Source organism: Aliiroseovarius crassostreae, from assembly GCF_049803815.1.
In the GTDB taxonomy this organism is placed as follows: domain Bacteria; phylum Pseudomonadota; class Alphaproteobacteria; order Rhodobacterales; family Rhodobacteraceae; genus Aliiroseovarius; species Aliiroseovarius crassostreae_A.
In genome coordinates this window covers 68,791-83,909 of sequence record NZ_JBNAGI010000006.1, presented here as the reverse complement: position 1 = coordinate 83,909, position 15,119 = coordinate 68,791, and the positions used below count along the sequence as shown (strand labels likewise).

General features: G+C 60.9%; 15 protein-coding genes. 8 read left to right on the top strand and 7 right to left on the bottom strand.

Going from position 1 to position 15,119, the window contains the following annotated elements:
* Positions 1-6: 6 nt before the first annotated feature.
* From ACP15V_RS14755 to ACP15V_RS14745, 3 genes are all read right to left on the bottom strand, one after another.
* Positions 7-942: a LysR substrate-binding domain-containing protein gene (locus ACP15V_RS14755; RefSeq protein WP_424944484.1), complete on the bottom strand. Its 936-nt coding sequence runs from the start codon at positions 940-942 to the stop codon at positions 7-9.
* A 346-nt stretch (positions 943-1,288) separates the two neighbouring features.
* Positions 1,289-1,909: a hypothetical protein gene (locus ACP15V_RS14750; protein WP_424944483.1), complete on the bottom strand. Its 621-nt coding sequence runs from the start codon at positions 1,907-1,909 to the stop codon at positions 1,289-1,291.
* A gap of 34 nt (positions 1,910-1,943) precedes the next feature.
* On the bottom strand, positions 1,944-2,078 hold the full coding sequence (locus ACP15V_RS14745; RefSeq protein ID WP_424944482.1) for an aa3-type cytochrome c oxidase subunit IV: 135 nt from the start codon (positions 2,076-2,078) through the stop codon (positions 1,944-1,946).
* 202 nt (positions 2,079-2,280) lie between these two features.
* Here ACP15V_RS14745 and ACP15V_RS14740 point away from each other — a divergent pair, with 202 nt between their 5' ends.
* Complete coding sequence (locus tag ACP15V_RS14740) at positions 2,281-3,240, top strand: NAD(P)-dependent oxidoreductase (protein WP_424944481.1); 960 nt, start codon at positions 2,281-2,283, stop codon at positions 3,238-3,240.
* Positions 3,241-3,303: 63 nt separating this feature from the next.
* Positions 3,304-4,578, top strand: coding sequence for a chromate efflux transporter (gene chrA / locus ACP15V_RS14735; protein ID WP_424944480.1), 1,275 nt, complete (start codon positions 3,304-3,306; stop codon positions 4,576-4,578).
* A 3-nt stretch (positions 4,579-4,581) separates the two neighbouring features.
* Here the strand turns inward: chrA and ACP15V_RS14730 are convergent, their stop codons facing one another.
* Complete coding sequence (locus ACP15V_RS14730; protein WP_424944479.1) at positions 4,582-5,055, bottom strand: DUF6173 family protein; 474 nt, start codon at positions 5,053-5,055, stop codon at positions 4,582-4,584.
* Positions 5,056-5,214: 159 nt separating this feature from the next.
* On the opposite strand from ACP15V_RS14730, the gene ACP15V_RS14725 reads away from it, so the two are divergent.
* On the top strand, positions 5,215-5,751 hold the full coding sequence (locus tag ACP15V_RS14725; protein WP_424944478.1) for a GNAT family N-acetyltransferase: 537 nt from the start codon (positions 5,215-5,217) through the stop codon (positions 5,749-5,751).
* 15 nt (positions 5,752-5,766) lie between these two features.
* Here ACP15V_RS14725 and ACP15V_RS14720 read toward each other — a convergent pair whose 3' ends face one another.
* Both ACP15V_RS14720 and ACP15V_RS14715 read right to left on the bottom strand, forming a co-directional pair.
* Positions 5,767-6,798, bottom strand: coding sequence for an MBL fold metallo-hydrolase (locus tag ACP15V_RS14720; RefSeq protein WP_424944477.1), 1,032 nt, complete (start codon positions 6,796-6,798; stop codon positions 5,767-5,769).
* Complete coding sequence (locus ACP15V_RS14715; protein WP_424944476.1) at positions 6,795-8,516, bottom strand: acyl-CoA dehydrogenase; 1,722 nt, start codon at positions 8,514-8,516, stop codon at positions 6,795-6,797. Before ACP15V_RS14715 ends, ACP15V_RS14720 begins: the two co-directional genes overlap by 4 nt.
* 94 nt (positions 8,517-8,610) lie before the next feature.
* On the opposite strand from ACP15V_RS14715, the gene ACP15V_RS14710 reads away from it, so the two are divergent.
* The gene (locus tag ACP15V_RS14710; RefSeq protein WP_424944475.1) at positions 8,611-9,567 is read left to right on the top strand and encodes an L-threonylcarbamoyladenylate synthase; all 957 of its coding nucleotides are present in this window, start codon (positions 8,611-8,613) and stop codon (positions 9,565-9,567) included.
* 126 nt (positions 9,568-9,693) lie between these two features.
* Here the strand turns inward: ACP15V_RS14710 and ACP15V_RS14705 are convergent, their stop codons facing one another.
* Positions 9,694-10,260: a YqgE/AlgH family protein gene (locus ACP15V_RS14705; protein WP_424944474.1), complete on the bottom strand. Its 567-nt coding sequence runs from the start codon at positions 10,258-10,260 to the stop codon at positions 9,694-9,696.
* Positions 10,261-10,390: 130 nt separating this feature from the next.
* On the opposite strand from ACP15V_RS14705, the gene ACP15V_RS14700 reads away from it, so the two are divergent.
* From ACP15V_RS14700 to ACP15V_RS14685, 4 genes are all read left to right on the top strand, one after another.
* Positions 10,391-11,224, top strand: coding sequence for a protein-disulfide reductase DsbD domain-containing protein (locus ACP15V_RS14700; protein ID WP_424944473.1), 834 nt, complete (start codon positions 10,391-10,393; stop codon positions 11,222-11,224).
* Between the two features lie 365 nt (positions 11,225-11,589).
* Positions 11,590-12,321 (top strand): TVP38/TMEM64 family protein, encoded by a 732-nt coding sequence (locus ACP15V_RS14695; protein WP_424944579.1) that lies wholly within the window; start codon positions 11,590-11,592, stop codon positions 12,319-12,321.
* Positions 12,322-12,323: 2 nt separating this feature from the next.
* Complete coding sequence (locus ACP15V_RS14690; protein ID WP_424944472.1) at positions 12,324-13,691, top strand: dihydrolipoyl dehydrogenase family protein; 1,368 nt, start codon at positions 12,324-12,326, stop codon at positions 13,689-13,691.
* 21 nt (positions 13,692-13,712) lie between these two features.
* Positions 13,713-15,101 (top strand): sensor histidine kinase, encoded by a 1,389-nt coding sequence (locus ACP15V_RS14685; RefSeq protein ID WP_424944471.1) that lies wholly within the window; start codon positions 13,713-13,715, stop codon positions 15,099-15,101.
* The last annotated feature ends 18 nt before the right edge of the window (positions 15,102-15,119 follow it).

Genomic DNA, 15,119 nt, shown 5'->3' with positions numbered 1-15,119 from the left:
GGCCCGTTAGACATCGGGCGGACCGCTTTTGGGCGGAATACCCTCGCATGTGTTCAGCTCTTTCATCGCGGCTTCAATCCATCTGCGAAACACCTGGATCTTGCGCGCGTTGCGCCGATGGTCAGGGTAGACCAGCCAATAGGCGTTGTCATCTGATCCCACCAAATCAAAGGGTTGCACCAACTCGCCGCTGCTCAGGGCGTTTGCGAAAAAGGCCGGGGTGAGAATGGCGACCCCTTTCCCGGCAATTGCGGCCTGCCCCTCGACCACTTGTGATCCGAATTTGCCAATGGGGGTGATGGGTTTTGCCTGCCCGGTCACCCCCGCCTCAGACAGCCAGACATCCCACCACGGATCGGTTGGGTCCAGAATGGGCAGCTTCAGGATGTCGGATGGTGTTTTGAGCGGTGCTGCGCCATTGAGCAGGTTGGGGCTGAGCAGGGGGGTGAAGCAATGCCTTAAAAGCAGATGCTGGCGCACCCCTTCCCACCCGCCTTTGCCAGCGCGGATGGCCATGTCGAACCCGCCATTTTCCAGATCCACAATCTGCTCACTGATCTCCATGCGCACCGAAATTTCTGGATGGGCCTGTTGAAAATCCGCAAGGCGCAGCCCCAGGATGTTCACCGCAAAAGTGGGCAAGACGCTGATCGACAGGGTTTCCTGCGTCTGGCCTTGTGCCTTGGAATAGGCATCTGCCAGCAGATCCAGAGCGCGGGAGGTATCGGGCAAGAAGCCTGCGCCGATTTCAGAAAGTGTGACCCCCCGGACCTGTCGATGAAAGAGCGGTGCGCCGATCCGGTCTTCCAATAGTTTGATCTGATAACTCACTGCGGCCTGTGTCATGCCCAACTCGCTCGCTGCGAGGGTGAAGTTTTGATGACGGGCGGCGGCTTCAAACACACGCACCGCAGCCAGCGGGGGAAGATTGCGTTTGGGCATCCATCAAAACTCCTTATGCCTTGGTGTGCGACATTGATTGGTCAACACTTGGAAAATGCTCCATCTACACAGTCTAAACACGCGTTAGGAGGCTGAGATGGATGTTATAATGAAAACCACGACAAAGCCACATGATGGCGTGTCATATAAACCCCTTATCGCGAGGCTCTCTGGGCGCATGCGTAAATGGCGCAGCCGCCGACGGGATGCGGATGATCTGCCAGATCATCTCAGAAGAGATATTGGTTTAAGCGATCCCCATTGCAGGCGGCGTGAATTTAACCACAAACCGACGTATTGGCTGCCATAGACAGGTGCCGCAGACGCCGTTTGTCCTTGGTCAGGATCAGGTGTCAGGCAGGGCGTCCAAAGGCAGGCCGGTCGCCAGGATCTGATTGTTCATATGCGGATCATCGTCATAGTAGGTTTCTTCCACGACGCCGGGTTTGGCCGCCAAATAGCTGCTGAGCGCCTTGGGATTCCACTTGTCCGGCGCGTCTTCAAATCCGGGTAAGCGGCGCAGGATGGCCGCAATGGATTTGGCGCAATGGGCCTTGGGCACCGCACCGTTTTGTTCGACCAGTCGGATCGCCAGTTCGGCCACCTGCGGGCTGACCACGATCTCTTGCCGGATCACGCGATAGGTGATGCGGGCGTGGTAGTCGATGTAGAAATCCACGACACCCGGCGTGATGCCGTAATGCACATCGTGGCGTTCGGGAATACGGGCATGACCCCAGGTGCCGGCGGGATCAAACAGGACCCGTTCATGTCCGTTGATCATCAGCGCCGAATGCGCGCCAGACCCGCTGCGGTTCGAGATCACGGTGAAAAGGGTCAGTTTGGTGGGACCTTCGGCGCGATAAGCGGCCTTTGTGACCGCCGCATCACTGGCCCAGATATTATCGGCCCCGCCGCAGGCCGTCAGCCCCCCGGTCAGTGCCAGCGCCAGCAGAATACGCCGCATGTCTACCCCCCACCAAATTACATGTTAGGTGGGCTTATGCGCCCACGATGGCAAGGAACACCAGAAACAGGATGATTGCAATCGAAGACCGGACGCAGACTTTGATAAAACCATCATATGTCTTTTCCTGCGCGCTTGTGTCCATCGAGCCCATTTCATGTTCAGCCATTTTGCATGTCCCTGTTCTTTTGAATCACGTGTTAAGTTTCCGATTAACGGATTTTGATGGGGCTGTCACCTGTCGAGGGGGCTTGCCGGCGTGTGAAAAAGAAAAAACCGCGTGTCGCAAACAGAACAGTTGAAACCCTGCGTACTTGCCAAGCTCTGAAGCGAAGCACTGGCAAAAGCCGCGGGAAAACATGGAGCGTCACATGAAAATCGGATTTATTGGGTTGGGCAATGTGGGCGGCAAGCTCTCTGGATCGCTGCTGCGCAGTGGCGTGGATCTGATGGTTCACGACCTGAAGGCGGATCTTGTGGCGGGAAAAGTGGGCGATGGGGCCAAAGCCGCCGAAAGCCCGGCCCGGATGATGCGCGATTGCGATGCGGTGATCACCTGCTTGCCGTCCCCTGCCGCGTCCGATGCGGTGATGCGCGAGATGTTGCCAGAGGTGCGTCCCGGCAAGATCTGGATGGAGATGTCCACCACCGATGAGGCCGAGGTGAAACGGCTGGGGGCCAAGGTGATGGATGCCGGGGGCGCCGCGGTGGATTGCCCGGTCTCGGGCGGGTGTCACCGGGCAGATACCGGCAATATCTCGATCTTTGCGGGTTGTGATCGCGCGACCTTTGACCGGGTCTTTCCCCTTCTCACCATCATGGGACGGCGCGTTTTGCACACCGGGGATCTGGGCACGGCGTCTGTTCTGAAAGTGCTGACCAACTACCTTGCCACCGTGCATTTGGTGGCAAACGCCGAGGCCCTGGTCACCGCCAAGGCGGCGGGCATGGATCTGAACACGGCTTACGAGGCGATCAGGATCAGTTCGGGCAACTCCTTTTCCCATGAGACCGAAAGCCAGGTGATCCTGAACGGATCGCGCGACATTTCCTTCACCATGGATCTGGTGAAAAAGGACATTGGCCTGTTTCAGGAGATTGCCGAACGCCATGATGTGCCGCTGGACATCAGCCCGCTGCTGATCAGGATCTTTGACGATGGCATCGCGCGGTATGGCGACCGCGAGCTGTCGCCCAATATCATCAAACGTCTGGAAGAGGCTACCGGTTTGGACATCCGCGCGCCGGGGTTCCCGCCGGAAATGGTGGATGATGAACCGGAGGAGCCGGGGTATGAGGTGGTGCCAACGGGTCGCGCAGCAGCTGAATGACATCCAATTGACAATCAGGCCCGGTATTGCGAGGCGTGTGGACAAACAAAGCCGGACCCAGATATGACCACCGCCGCCGCCTCCCCCGTATCGCTTTCGACACTATTTCACGCGTTTTTGCGCATCGGTATCCTGTCCTTTGGCGGCCCCGCCGCGCAGATTGCGCTGATGCACAGGGTGCTGGTCGAGGAGGAAGGCTGGCTGTCAGAAGCGCAATATCTCAATGCGCTGAGCTTTTGCATGCTCTTGCCCGGCCCCGAGGCGATGCAGTTGGCCACCTATTCCGGTTGGCGGCTGCGTGGAGTGGTCGGCGGGCTGATCGCAGGGTTGCTGTTTGTCCTGCCCGGCGCCGCGGTGATCTTTGTACTGGCGGCTCTTTACGTCAGCTACGGCGAGTTGCCGCTGGTGGCCCTGCTGTTTCTCGGCGTGAAATCGGCGGTGTTGATCATTGTGCTTGAAGCGCTGTTGAAGGTCGCCAAACGCGCGCTTCATGGGCTGGATCGCTGGGTCCTCGCGGGGCTGGCTTTTGTAGGCATTTTCTTTCTGTCGCTGCCTTTCCCGCTGATTGTGATCGGGGCGGGGATCTATGGCGCAGTGACGGCCTCTGGCCTGGTGGCAGAAAGCGACCTGCCACGCCACAAAACCCGCAACACACTCGCCACCATTGCGATCTGGCTGGTGATCTGGCTGGTGCCGCTGGCCGCGCTGGATCTGTTTGCGGGCCAGACCATCCTGCCGCAGATCGGCGCCTTCTTCTCAAAACTCGCGGTGGTGACGTTCGGTGGCGCTTACGCGGTGCTGGCCTATATGGCGCAGGATGTGGTCACCGGGTTTGGCTGGCTGACGGCGGATGAGATGCTCGATAGTCTGGGTCTGGCGGAAACCACGCCGGGGCCGCTGATCCTGGTCACGCAATTCGTGGGCTTTATCGCGGGCTTTCGCGAGGCGGGGTTCGGTATGGCCATTGCCGCCGCCAGTGTCACACTTTGGGTCACCTTCGTGCCCTGTTTCCTGTGGATTTTTGCGGGCGCGCCCTATATCGACCGCATCGCCGAGCAGCCCCGCCTGAAAGGGGCCTTGTCCGCGATCACCGCCGCCGTGGTGGGGGTAATCCTGAACCTCTCGGTCTGGTTCGGCCTCAATGTTCTGTTCCAAGAGGTCACACGGACCGATTGGGGAATGCTCACCCTTTGGACGCCCGACATTGCCAGCCTCGACGGACGCGCGCTGACGCTGACGGTGCTCTGCGGCATATTGCTCTTGCGGTTGAAGCTAAGCCTTGGTTGGGTGCTTGGTCTTGCGGCTGCAGGGGCTGTTTTATTGGGGCAGATTGGGTGAAGATCACCCCTCCGCCGCCGCATCCTCTGCCTGATCTTCTTCCAACTCAGCCGCCAGACGGAACCCGATCCGCTTGGGGGCTTCGGCCTCGACCGCGACAGGCAGGGCGCGCAGCATGACCGACAGCTGGCTGACATGCTGGATCAACTGGGTGCGCGAGCCGGTTTCGTCCGAGCCATAGAAGGTGATCACGTCGGGGTCAAAAAACCCGATGCCTTCGATGCGCAACACGCCTGCGTCACCGCCGGTGAACCCCATCGCCACCTCATGTTCATTGTCCAGCTGTTCCTCGAAATTCTTGATGTAAAGGATCAGCCGTTCATAAGCCCATTGTGCCGGGGATTTCTGTTCGACCGGGGTTTCCGCGACCTTTTTGGGCAGCGGCTGGTCCTCAACCACCACCGGGGCGTTTTCAGAACATTTCGCGGCGTGTTTCTTGGGCTGAAAACTCGGTTGAACATTGGGGGCTTTGGTCATGATCCTCACTCATTCCTTCACAAAAGGCGTTGCACGGGTCCCTTTGTGCCACAGCGTTTTACCGCCGTCACGTCGCGATTTTGTGATGGGGTTTGTGTGGGGTCGCCAGCAGGCGTAGAATATGGTTAATCGCTGGGGGAGCAGAGGAGAGGGCAGCGTATGCGCCTTGCGGAATTTCACACGACACGATTGGCGGTGCGCCATTGGGCTGATGATCTGGCCGACCCGTCTGATCGGGCATGGGTTGAACGCGGTGTCAAGGCGTTGCTGACGCCCAAAGTTCTATCGCCCCTGCCACCCTCGATGCAGTTGGATGACACCCCGGCGGCTCTGTCGCACTGGATTGATCACCGGGCCGAAGAAAGTGATGTTTACCTGATCTCGATCCGCGCACCAGAGACAGGCAGCGGGCGGTTGATCGGGTTGATGATCCTGGTGGATCTGTCCGGCGATGATGAGCTGGCGCAGATGCATCTGGGGTATCTCTTGGCCGAACAGGATTGGGGGCAGGGCTATGCCACTGAAATGCTCACCGGGTTGGTGGATGTGTTGCACGAACTTGCCCCCCTGTCGGTTGTTGCAGGTGTCGGCCATGACAACCCGGCCTCGGCCCATGTATTGGAAAAGGCCGGGTTCAGGAACAACCCGGCCCTGTCCTGCGACGAGACAGATATGTTCGTTCAGGTGTTTGCCTGAGAGGCCAGCCGCTGATCAGACCTTCTGCCACAGCCACGCGCCATCGTCACGGCGGCTGCGGGTCACGCGGCCGTCATGCAGCAGGTGGTTCAAATGGCCCACCGCCTCGACCAGCGCCAACCCATATTCGCCCGCCCCGATTTTGCGTTTGAACAGCGGCGGGAAACATTCGCCTGCCACATGGGGTATTTCCAAAAACGCTTCCAAACGGTCCAGAGCGTGATGGTGGTTCTGGATCAATTGCTTCATCCGCGTGGGCAGGCCGGTGAAGGGCAGCTTGTGCCCGGGCAGCACCAGCTGCGTGTCGGTGGCGTGAGCGGACAGGCGTTCGCAGGCCTCCAACCAATCGCCCACCGGGTCGGCTTCGGGTTCGGTGGCATAGACGCCAAGGTTCGGGCTGATCGTCGCGAGGAGCTGATCCCCGCCGATCACCAATTCGCCATCGGTCGACCACAGCGTCGCGTGTTCCGGTGCGTGGCCATTGCCGATATGCACCCCCCAGTCACGCCCGCCAAAATGGATCTGTGACCCTTCTTTGATGCGCTTAAAGCCCAGCGGCATGTCGGCCACGATGTCGGCATAGTTGAACGGGCGCTCAGATTTGCGCTGTTCCAGCACCTCCGGGTCCATGCCTGCCGCCTGCCAATAGGCGATGGTCTCATCGACCGGCACCATCTGTTCATCGAGCAGCAACATGCGCGAAAACAGCCATGCCGTGCGGGTGGTGACCAGTTCCGCCCCCATATCGCGCTGGAACCAGCCCGCAAGCCCCACGTGATCCGGGTGGTGATGGGTGACAATCACGCGCACCACGGGTTTCCCGCCCAGGGGCCCTGCCAGCAGGTTTTCCCAGATCCGCCGCGTCTTTCCGGTGTCAAACCCGGTGTCGACAATGGTCCAGCCTTCGGGGTCCTCAAAGGCGAAGACATTCACGTGATCCAGTGCCATGGGCAGCGGCAGGCGCATCCACAGCACGCCTTTTGCCACCTCCACCGCCTCACCTTCGCCGGGGATGTCCGGGAAGGGGAAGGTCAGTGGCGCGCTCATGAAGCGAGGTCATCCGGGGTAAGCGCGTAAAGACCGGCGGCCCCCGCGCGGGCCTGGGCAAATTGCGCCACATGCTCCGGCAGCAGGCGGTTGATGTGGAACCGGGCGAGTTCGGTGCGCGGACCCTTGCCGCCTTCGGCAATCGCGGCCTTCAGGTGGTAATGCGCGCCCAGCACGCGGGCAAAGCCCATCAGGAAGGGCACGGCGCCCGCAAACCGGTCTTGCATATCGGTCTGCTCCACCTGCCATTCGACAGTTTCGCGCAGGTCTTCGGCGGCCGACCAAACGGCCTCGGACATGTTCGGGAACTCAGCCCGCGCGCCTTCGGCCTGCGCTTCGATTTCATCAAGCAGACGGAATGCAGCCTCGCCGCCGTCCATCATTTTGCGGCCCACAAGGTCCATCGCCTGAATGCCATTGGTGCCTTCGTAAATCGCGGTCACGCGCACGTCGCGCAGATATTGCGCCGCCCCGGTTTCTTCGATGAAGCCCATGCCGCCATGCACTTGAATGCCCATGTTCGACACGTTGATCCCGGTTTCCGTACCATAGGCCTTGACGATCGGGGTCAGCAGCGCGGCGCGCGCTTTCCATTCCGCGTCACCCGTGGCCCGCCCCATATCAATCGCTTTCGCCAGCGACATGGCCATGGCGCGGGCGGCAAAGAGTTCCGCTTTCATCTGGGTCAGCATCCGGCGCACATCGGCAAAATCGACAATGGTGCCGTTGCCATCCTCGCCCAGCGGCGTGCGGCCCTGCTTGCGTTCCATCGCATAATCCAGCGCCTGCTGGAACGCGCCTTCCCCCGCACCATAACCCTGAACACCCACCCCCATACGGGCATTGTTCATCATGGTGAACATCGCGGCCATGCCTTTATGCGGTTCGCCAACCATCCACCCCTTGGCGCCTTCAAAGCTCATCACAGCGGTCGGGCTGCCATGCAGGCCCATCTTGTGTTCCAGGCTGACCACGCGCAGCGCGTTGCGCTCGCCGGGATTGCCATCCGCATCCGGGATCAGCTTCGGCACCAGAAACAGAGAAATCCCCTTGGTGCCAGCGGCCCCATCCGGCAGACGTGCCAGCACCAGGTGGCAGACGTTTTCAGTGATGTCATTGTCACCCCAGGAAATGAAAATCTTCTGGCCGGTGACCGAATAGGTGCCATCGCCATTGTCCTCGGCCTTCGACGACAAAGCGCCCACATCCGACCCGGCCTGCGGTTCGGTCAGGTTCATCGTGCCCGCCCATTCGCCGGTGATCAGCTTGGGCAGGTAGAGGTTCTTGAGGTCGTCCGAGGCATGATGCTCCAACGCTTCGATCTGGCCCTGCGTCATCAGCGGGCACAGCTGCAGCGACAGGCAAGCGGCCGACATCATGTCATTCACGGCGGTTTGCAGGGTCAGCGGCAGGCCCATGCCGCCATATTCCGGATCCGCCGCCATGCCGATCCAGCCGCCCTCGGCAATCGCCTTATACCCTTCGTCAAACCCGGGTGAGGTGCGCACCACGCCGTTTTCCAGCCGGGCGGGCGTCAGGTCGCCATTGCGGTTGAGAGGTGCCAAAACCTCTTCACACATCTTGGCCGCCTCGGTCAGAACGGCCTGCGCCATGTCGGCGGGGGCTTCGGCAAACAGCTCCGTTTCCGCGATCTGGTCGTACCCGATCACGTGATCAAACAGAAACTGGAAATCTTCGGTGGTGGCGCGATAGGGCATTGTCCGTCCTTTTCGGGCTGGTAAGTAAGGGCCTGAGCAATCCATACTGAACGTGACCCACGTGCAAAAGAGGGCAAAAGGAAAACGCAGCGTCATGAAAGCGGCAATCGAAACAGAGCTTCTGGCGGGGGATGCGCCCGGGATCGCCCGCGCGGCAGAGCTGTTGCGCGCCGGGGGGCTGGTATCTTTTCCCACCGAAACCGTCTATGGGCTGGGCGGGGATGCCACCAATGATCGTGCCGTGGCCCGGATATACGAGGCCAAGGGCCGGCCCAGTTTCAACCCGCTGATAGTGCATTTGCCCTCCATTGATGCCGTGTCGGACTATGCGGTTCTCGACGGGGTGGCGCGTGATCTGGCCATGGCGTTCTGGCCTGGTCCGCTGACTTTGGTATTGCCTCTAAAGCCGAACAGTCCGCTGTCGCATCTCGTTTCCGCAGGCCTGCCCACCGTGGCGATCCGGGTGCCGGAACATCCCCTGGCGCAGAAGCTGCTGGAGAAAACAGGCCGCCCTGTGGCCGCGCCCTCGGCCAACCCGTCAGGCCGGATCAGCCCCTCAACCGCGCAACATGTGATGGATGGGCTGGCGGGCAAAATCGACGCGGTGCTGGATGGCGGACCCTGCGCCGTGGGGCTGGAAAGCACCATCGTCGGCCTTACCCCCACCCCCGCGCTATTGCGCCCCGGTGGCCTGCCGGCCGAGGCGCTGGAACAGGCGATCCGCCAACCGCTTGCCCGCCGCGAAGACGCCGCCGACATCACCGCGCCCGGCCAGCTTATGTCGCATTACGCACCCAACGCCAAGATGCGGTTGAACGCCATTGAGAGCCGCCCCGGCGAGCGGCTGCTGGGGTTCGGTCCTGTTGAGGCAGATCTCAACCTCTCGCCCTCCGAAGACCTTGTTGAGGCGGCGGCCAACCTCTTTGCGATGCTGCACAAACTCGACGCTGCAGGGGATGCCCCAATTGCGGTCTCGCCCATCCCCGATCATGGTCTGGGCCGTGCCATAAATGACCGCCTGCGCCGCGCCGCAGCCCCCCGCGACAGCTGATCTCCAGCAACTTTCTTTTTCTTGTCATAAATACCTCGGGGGAGGCGAAGCCGGGGGCAGAGCCCCCCAGGCTCACGACGTGAGCCACCGAAAGCGCCGAGCACCCGCGAGGCCTCGGTCTTCCGATCAGGCGTGGCCACCCTCGGCAGATAATAACAACGGATCAATGCCCAGCTTCGCCAAAGCCGTCGTCCATTTCCTGTCGTGATCGGCGGAAAATACAATTGCGCGGTCCGCCTCGACGGTCAGCCAGGCGTTCTGTTGCAATTCGCCTTCCAACTGCCCCGCAGCCCAGCCAGCATATCCCAAAGCGGCAAGCGCCTGTTTTGGCCCCGTGCCCTTGGCGATATCTTCCAGAATGTCCTTGGTGGCGGTCAGTGAAAACACATCATCCACATGCAGGGTGGTCTCATTGCCCACATAGTCTTCGGAATGCAGGATGAACCCGCGCCCACCTTCGACCGGCCCGCCGAAAAACACCAGCTGGTCCAGGGTCAGGTCCGACCCTTCAATCTCCAGATGCGCCAACAGATCATCCAGTTTCACGTCATCGGAGGGTTTGTTGATGATGATCCCCATCGCCCCATCTTCCGAGTGGGCACAGATGTAGATCACGGATTTGTCAAAGCGCGGATCGCCGATGCCGGGCATCGCGATCAGGAGTTTGCCGCTGAGATCTGTCTGTTTGTTCATGATACCAAGAGTGGCCTCGTGGACCGGAAATGGCAAGGGGACGATCCGGCTGAGCGGTTTAGCGGGCGGTAACATCACATCCCCTATTTGTGATTTCCCTTTATGCGGTAGGTGCTTATGTATGGGGCAAATGAAACGCAAGATTGCATATCTGGCCACATGCCTGGCCCTGCTGGCCGGTATGGTCGGCGCCCCCGCGCAGGCGGGATCCGGCATGCCGCCCGCCCCCGAAGACATCGCCCGGATCGAGCTTTTGCCCGGCTGGCGCACGACCGACGGCGCCCATATGGCCGCCCTGCGCATCCGTCTTGCGGACGGGTGGAAAACCTATTGGCGCGCCCCGGGGGACAGCGGCATTCCACCCAGCCTTGATCTGCGCGAGTCGCAAAACATCAAGTCGGTTCAGTTTCATTGGCCCGTGCCGGACGTCTTTATCGAAAACGGCGTGCGGACCATTGGCTATAAAGATGAACTGGTTTTGCCCCTCACCGTGACACCCAAACAGGCCGGTGCGCCGATGATTTTGCAAGGGGCGCTTCAGTTCGGGGTGTGTCTGGATATCTGTATGCCGATGCAGGCGGATCTCGCATCCGCCCTGCCGGTTTCGGATGATGGCCCTGACCGGGCGATCAAGCGTGCGTTGCGTCAGCGGCCTGATACCTCGAAAGAGGCCGGGGTGACACGCGCAGTGTGCAAGGTTGAACCCCTCAAGGACGGGTTGCGCATCAATGCCGAAATCCACATGCCGCGGCTTGGCCCGGATGAAGTGGTTGTGATGGAAACCGCGGATCCCTCTGTCTGGGTCGCCGAGGTTGACAGCGAACGGAAGGGGGGGCGTATTGTCGCGCAGACCGATGTGGTGCCGACCAGCGGCAAACCTTTCCTGCTCAACCGGTCCGACATTCGCATCACGGTTCTGGGTGCCGGGCGCGGGGTGGATATTCAAGGCTGCACCGGAAGCTAACCTGCAAGTTAACCTGCAAGTTAACCTGCGGCCTTGCCGGTCATAAGGCAGTGACAGTTTGTCCCTGTATTTCGTCCCTGTATTTTGGGTGTTGCGCCCCCCATATCGCGCTCCTCTCAGGATGACCCAAAGCAATTCCCCTACGGATTTGTGAAAGAATTTGTAACGTTACGGGTGAATTCGGCGCTGAATTCTCACCTGTGATCAAGCAAGCGTGATTTCCTGTTTCGGTCGCTAGGCAAGCGCGGCCCCAGCCCTCATGTTGCCTTCAACAGGATGCACCGGCCGGTTGGCCTGCACAAAAGGAATGGCTTATGAGTTTGACTGAAGGCACAGCACGGGATGCTGCAAAAGGGACCAAAGAGATGACGGAGACGCCGGGCCATCCGCTGATGAAACGCCTGCCACTGATTGCCATTCTGGTGGTGGCCGTGGTGGGAGCCTTCACCCTGCGCGATTACCTGAGCTTTGAGACACTGGCCGACAATCGTGAGGCGCTGATTGCGTTTCGCGACGCCAATTACCTGTTTGCGGTGGTGGTCTTCGTGGCGGCCTATGTGGGGATCGTCGGCTTTTCGCTGCCGGGGGCAACGATCGCCACGCTGACCGGTGGGTTCCTGTTCAGCACGTTTCCGGGGGTCCTGTTCAACGTGACCGGCGCCACCCTGGGCGCTGTCGTGATCTTTCTGGCCGCGCGCTGGGGGTTGGGCGAAAAGCTCGTCGCCAAGATGGACGCCTCGGATGGGACAGTGAAACAGATCAAGGAGGGGATCGACGACAATCAATGGTCGGTGCTGTTTTTGATCCGCCTGGTGCCCGCCGTGCCGTTTTTCGTCGCCAACCTGATCCCGGCGCTGGTCGGCGTGCCGCTGTATCGGTTCGTGGTCTCGACCTTCCTGGGCATCATCCCCGGCGCGCTGGTCTATACTTCGGTCGGTGCGGGTCTGGGCGAGGTGTTCGCCCGTGGCGAAACCCCGGACCTTGGCATCATTTTCGAACCCCACATCCTGTTGCCCATTCTTGGCCTCGTGGCCTTGGCCGCCTTGCCGATGGTGCTGAAGGCCCTGAAACTCAAACCCTTGAAAAAAGGACAATAAGAATGAACCGCATCAAGACGGATATTTGCGTGATCGGGGCCGGGTCCGGCGGGCTGAGTGTCGCCGCGGGGGCGGTGCAGATGGGGGCCTCGGTTGTTCTTTTGGAAGGGCACAAGATGGGGGGCGACTGTTTGAACTACGGCTGCGTGCCCTCAAAGGCGCTGCTGCACGCGGGGCACAGCGGGATGGGCTGGGACGTGGCCCATGACCATGTGCGCGAAACGATTGCCACGATTGCCCCCCACGACAGTGTCGAACGGTTCGAGGGGTTGGGCGTCAAGGTCATCCGCGACTTCGGCAAGTTCATTTCCCGCAACGAAGTGCAGGCGGGGGATACGATCATCCAGGCGCGCCGCTTTGTGATTGCCACGGGGTCAGCCCCCTTCGTGCCGCCGATCCCGGGGCTGGATCAGGTGCCGCATCTGACCAATGAACAGATCTTTGACCTCGACAACAAACCCGACCACCTGCTGATCATCGGCGGCGGTCCCATCGGCCTTGAAATGGCGCAGGCGCATCGGCGGCTGGGGTGTGAGGTGACTGTGATCGAAGGGGCCAAAGCGCTGGGCAAGGATGACCCGGAAATGGCCGCACAGGTGCTGACCGCGCTGCGTGACGAGGGGATCGCCATCGAAGAAGAGGCGCTGGCCGCCGAGGTGCGCGGGCGCGACGGCGCCATCGAGGTCGAGGTCAAGGACGGGCGCGTCTTCAAGGGGTCACACCTGTTGGTTGCCGTGGGGCGCTCGCCCAACATCCGCAACCTGGGCCTGGAACATGCCGGGGTGGAAACCAATCGCGCGGGCGTGGTGGTGGATGACGGGTTGCGCACAACAAACCGCAAGATCTATGCCATCGGCGATGTTGCTGGCGGCCTGCAGTTCACCCATGTGGCGGGCTATCACGCCGGGATCATCATCCGATCAATGCTGTTTGGCCTGCCGTCCAAGGCGCACACACAGCACATTCCCTGGGCCACGTACACCCGCCCGGAACTGGCGCAGGTGGGCCTGACCGAGGCACAGGCGAAGGATCAGCATGGCGACCGGGTCGAGGTCGCGCGCTTTGACTTTGCTGGCAACGACCGTGCGATTGCCACCGGGCAGGCCAAGGGGCTGATCAAGGTGATGGTGGTCAAGGGGCGCCCGGTCGGCGTGTCCATCGTGGGTCCGGGGGCGGGGGAAATGATCACGCTCTGGTCGCTCGCGCTGGCCAATAAACTGAAGATGAGCCAGATCGCGGGGATGATCGCGCCTTACCCGACCATGGCCGAAGTGTCGAAACGTGCCGCAGGGGCCTATTTCTCGCCCCGGCTTTTTGATAACCCTACAGTCAAACGGGTGGTTGGATTTGTGCAACGCTGGCTGCCCTGAGGTGTAAATAAGGTGGCCCCCGTGTTGAACTCCCTCTCCGGCCGTTTCCTGATCCTGACGGTGACGTTTGTCATGTTGGCCGAGGTATTGATCTTCGTGCCTTCTGTGGCGCGGTTTCGCGAGGATTACTTGCTGACCCGGCTGGAACGGGCGCAAATCGCATCGCTGGTGCTGTTGGCCGATGACATGATCGACCCGGCGCTGGAAGAAGAGCTGCTGGAAAATGCCGATGTGTTCAACGTGGTGCTTAGACGGGATGAGATGCGGGAACTGGTGCTGTCGTCGCCGCCGCCCTGGCCGGTGAACCAGAGCTTCGATCTGCGCAGACAAACGCCCTTTGATTTGATGCGTGACGCAATTGCCCGCCTGGTGGACCCCGATCCCAAGGTGATCCGGGTGATCGGCCAGCCCGTGCGCATGGGGGGCGAGCTGATTGAGGTGACCATGATCACCACGGATCTGCGCGCGGCGATGATTGATTATGGCAAGAATATCGCCCTTCTGTCGGCGGTGATTTCGGCGATCACCGCAAGCCTGCTGTTCCTTGCCGTGCGCTTTTTGATGGTGCGCCCGATCCGCGAGGTGGTGGGGAACATGAAGGCCTATGCGCAATCCCCCGAGGACACGCGCCGGATCATGCGGCCGCATACCGGGCTGCGGGAATTGCACGAGGCCGAAGTGGCGTTGCAATCCCTGCAGACCGAACTGACGCATTCCCTGAAGCAAAAAGAGCGGCTGGCGCAGCTGGGCGGGGCGGTGGCGCGCATTTCCCATGACCTGCGCAATATCCTGACCACGGCGCAACTCTTTGCCGACCGGATGGAGATGAGCCAGGACCCGATGGTGAAACGGGTGGGGCCGAAACTGATGAACTCCATTTCCCGCGCGGTCAGCCTGTGTGAAAACACGCTGGCCTTCGGGAAGGCCGAAGAACCCGACCCGCGGATGGAGCGGATTGAACTGGCCGGTCTGGTGGATGACATCTTTGCCAGCGAACGGCTGGCCTCTGGCGATCACGACCTCAGCTTCGCCGAGGATGTGCCAGCGGGTCTGATGCTGCGCGCAGATCCTGAACAGCTTTACCGCGTGCTCTCCAACCTTGTGCGCAATGCGCGGCAAGCGATTGTTGCATCGGGCAAGGAAGGAGAGATTGCCCTGAGCGCCCGTGATGAAGGGGATCACTGGGTGATCCAAGTGCGTGATACCGGACCCGGCCTGCCCCTTTCCACGCGCGAGGCCTTGTTTCAACCCTTCGCCGGATCCAACCGCAAGGGGGGATCAGGGTTGGGGCTGGCCATTTCAGCAGAGCTGATCCGGGGGCATGGGGGGGCGTTGACGCTCGACACGTCCGACGAGAGCGGCACCAGTTTCAAGATCACCTTGCCGAAAGAAATTGAAGGGCAGGTTTGACGCGGCCCCTCAACCGAT

Coding starts and splice junctions, on each gene's coding strand:
- ACP15V_RS14720 (WP_424944477.1), bottom strand. CDS start 6,798: ATGAGCGCGCCACTGACCTTCCCCTTCCCGGACATCCCCGGCGAAGGT.
- ACP15V_RS14705 (WP_424944474.1), bottom strand. CDS start 10,260: ATGAACAAACAGACAGATCTCAGCGGCAAACTCCTGATCGCGATGCCC.
- ACP15V_RS14695 (WP_424944579.1), top strand. CDS start 11,590: ATGACGGAGACGCCGGGCCATCCGCTGATGAAACGCCTGCCACTGATT.
- ACP15V_RS14740 (WP_424944481.1), top strand. CDS start 2,281: ATGAAAATCGGATTTATTGGGTTGGGCAATGTGGGCGGCAAGCTCTCT.
- ACP15V_RS14690 (WP_424944472.1), top strand. CDS start 12,324: ATGAACCGCATCAAGACGGATATTTGCGTGATCGGGGCCGGGTCCGGC.
- ACP15V_RS14710 (WP_424944475.1), top strand. CDS start 8,611: ATGAAAGCGGCAATCGAAACAGAGCTTCTGGCGGGGGATGCGCCCGGG.
- ACP15V_RS14755 (WP_424944484.1), bottom strand. CDS start 942: ATGCCCAAACGCAATCTTCCCCCGCTGGCTGCGGTGCGTGTGTTTGAA.
- ACP15V_RS14700 (WP_424944473.1), top strand. CDS start 10,391: ATGAAACGCAAGATTGCATATCTGGCCACATGCCTGGCCCTGCTGGCC.
- ACP15V_RS14730 (WP_424944479.1), bottom strand. CDS start 5,055: ATGACCAAAGCCCCCAATGTTCAACCGAGTTTTCAGCCCAAGAAACAC.
- ACP15V_RS14715 (WP_424944476.1), bottom strand. CDS start 8,516: ATGCCCTATCGCGCCACCACCGAAGATTTCCAGTTTCTGTTTGATCAC.
- ACP15V_RS14750 (WP_424944483.1), bottom strand. CDS start 1,909: ATGCGGCGTATTCTGCTGGCGCTGGCACTGACCGGGGGGCTGACGGCC.
- ACP15V_RS14725 (WP_424944478.1), top strand. CDS start 5,215: ATGCGCCTTGCGGAATTTCACACGACACGATTGGCGGTGCGCCATTGG.
- ACP15V_RS14745 (WP_424944482.1), bottom strand. CDS start 2,078: ATGGCTGAACATGAAATGGGCTCGATGGACACAAGCGCGCAGGAAAAG.
- chrA (WP_424944480.1), top strand. CDS start 3,304: ATGACCACCGCCGCCGCCTCCCCCGTATCGCTTTCGACACTATTTCAC.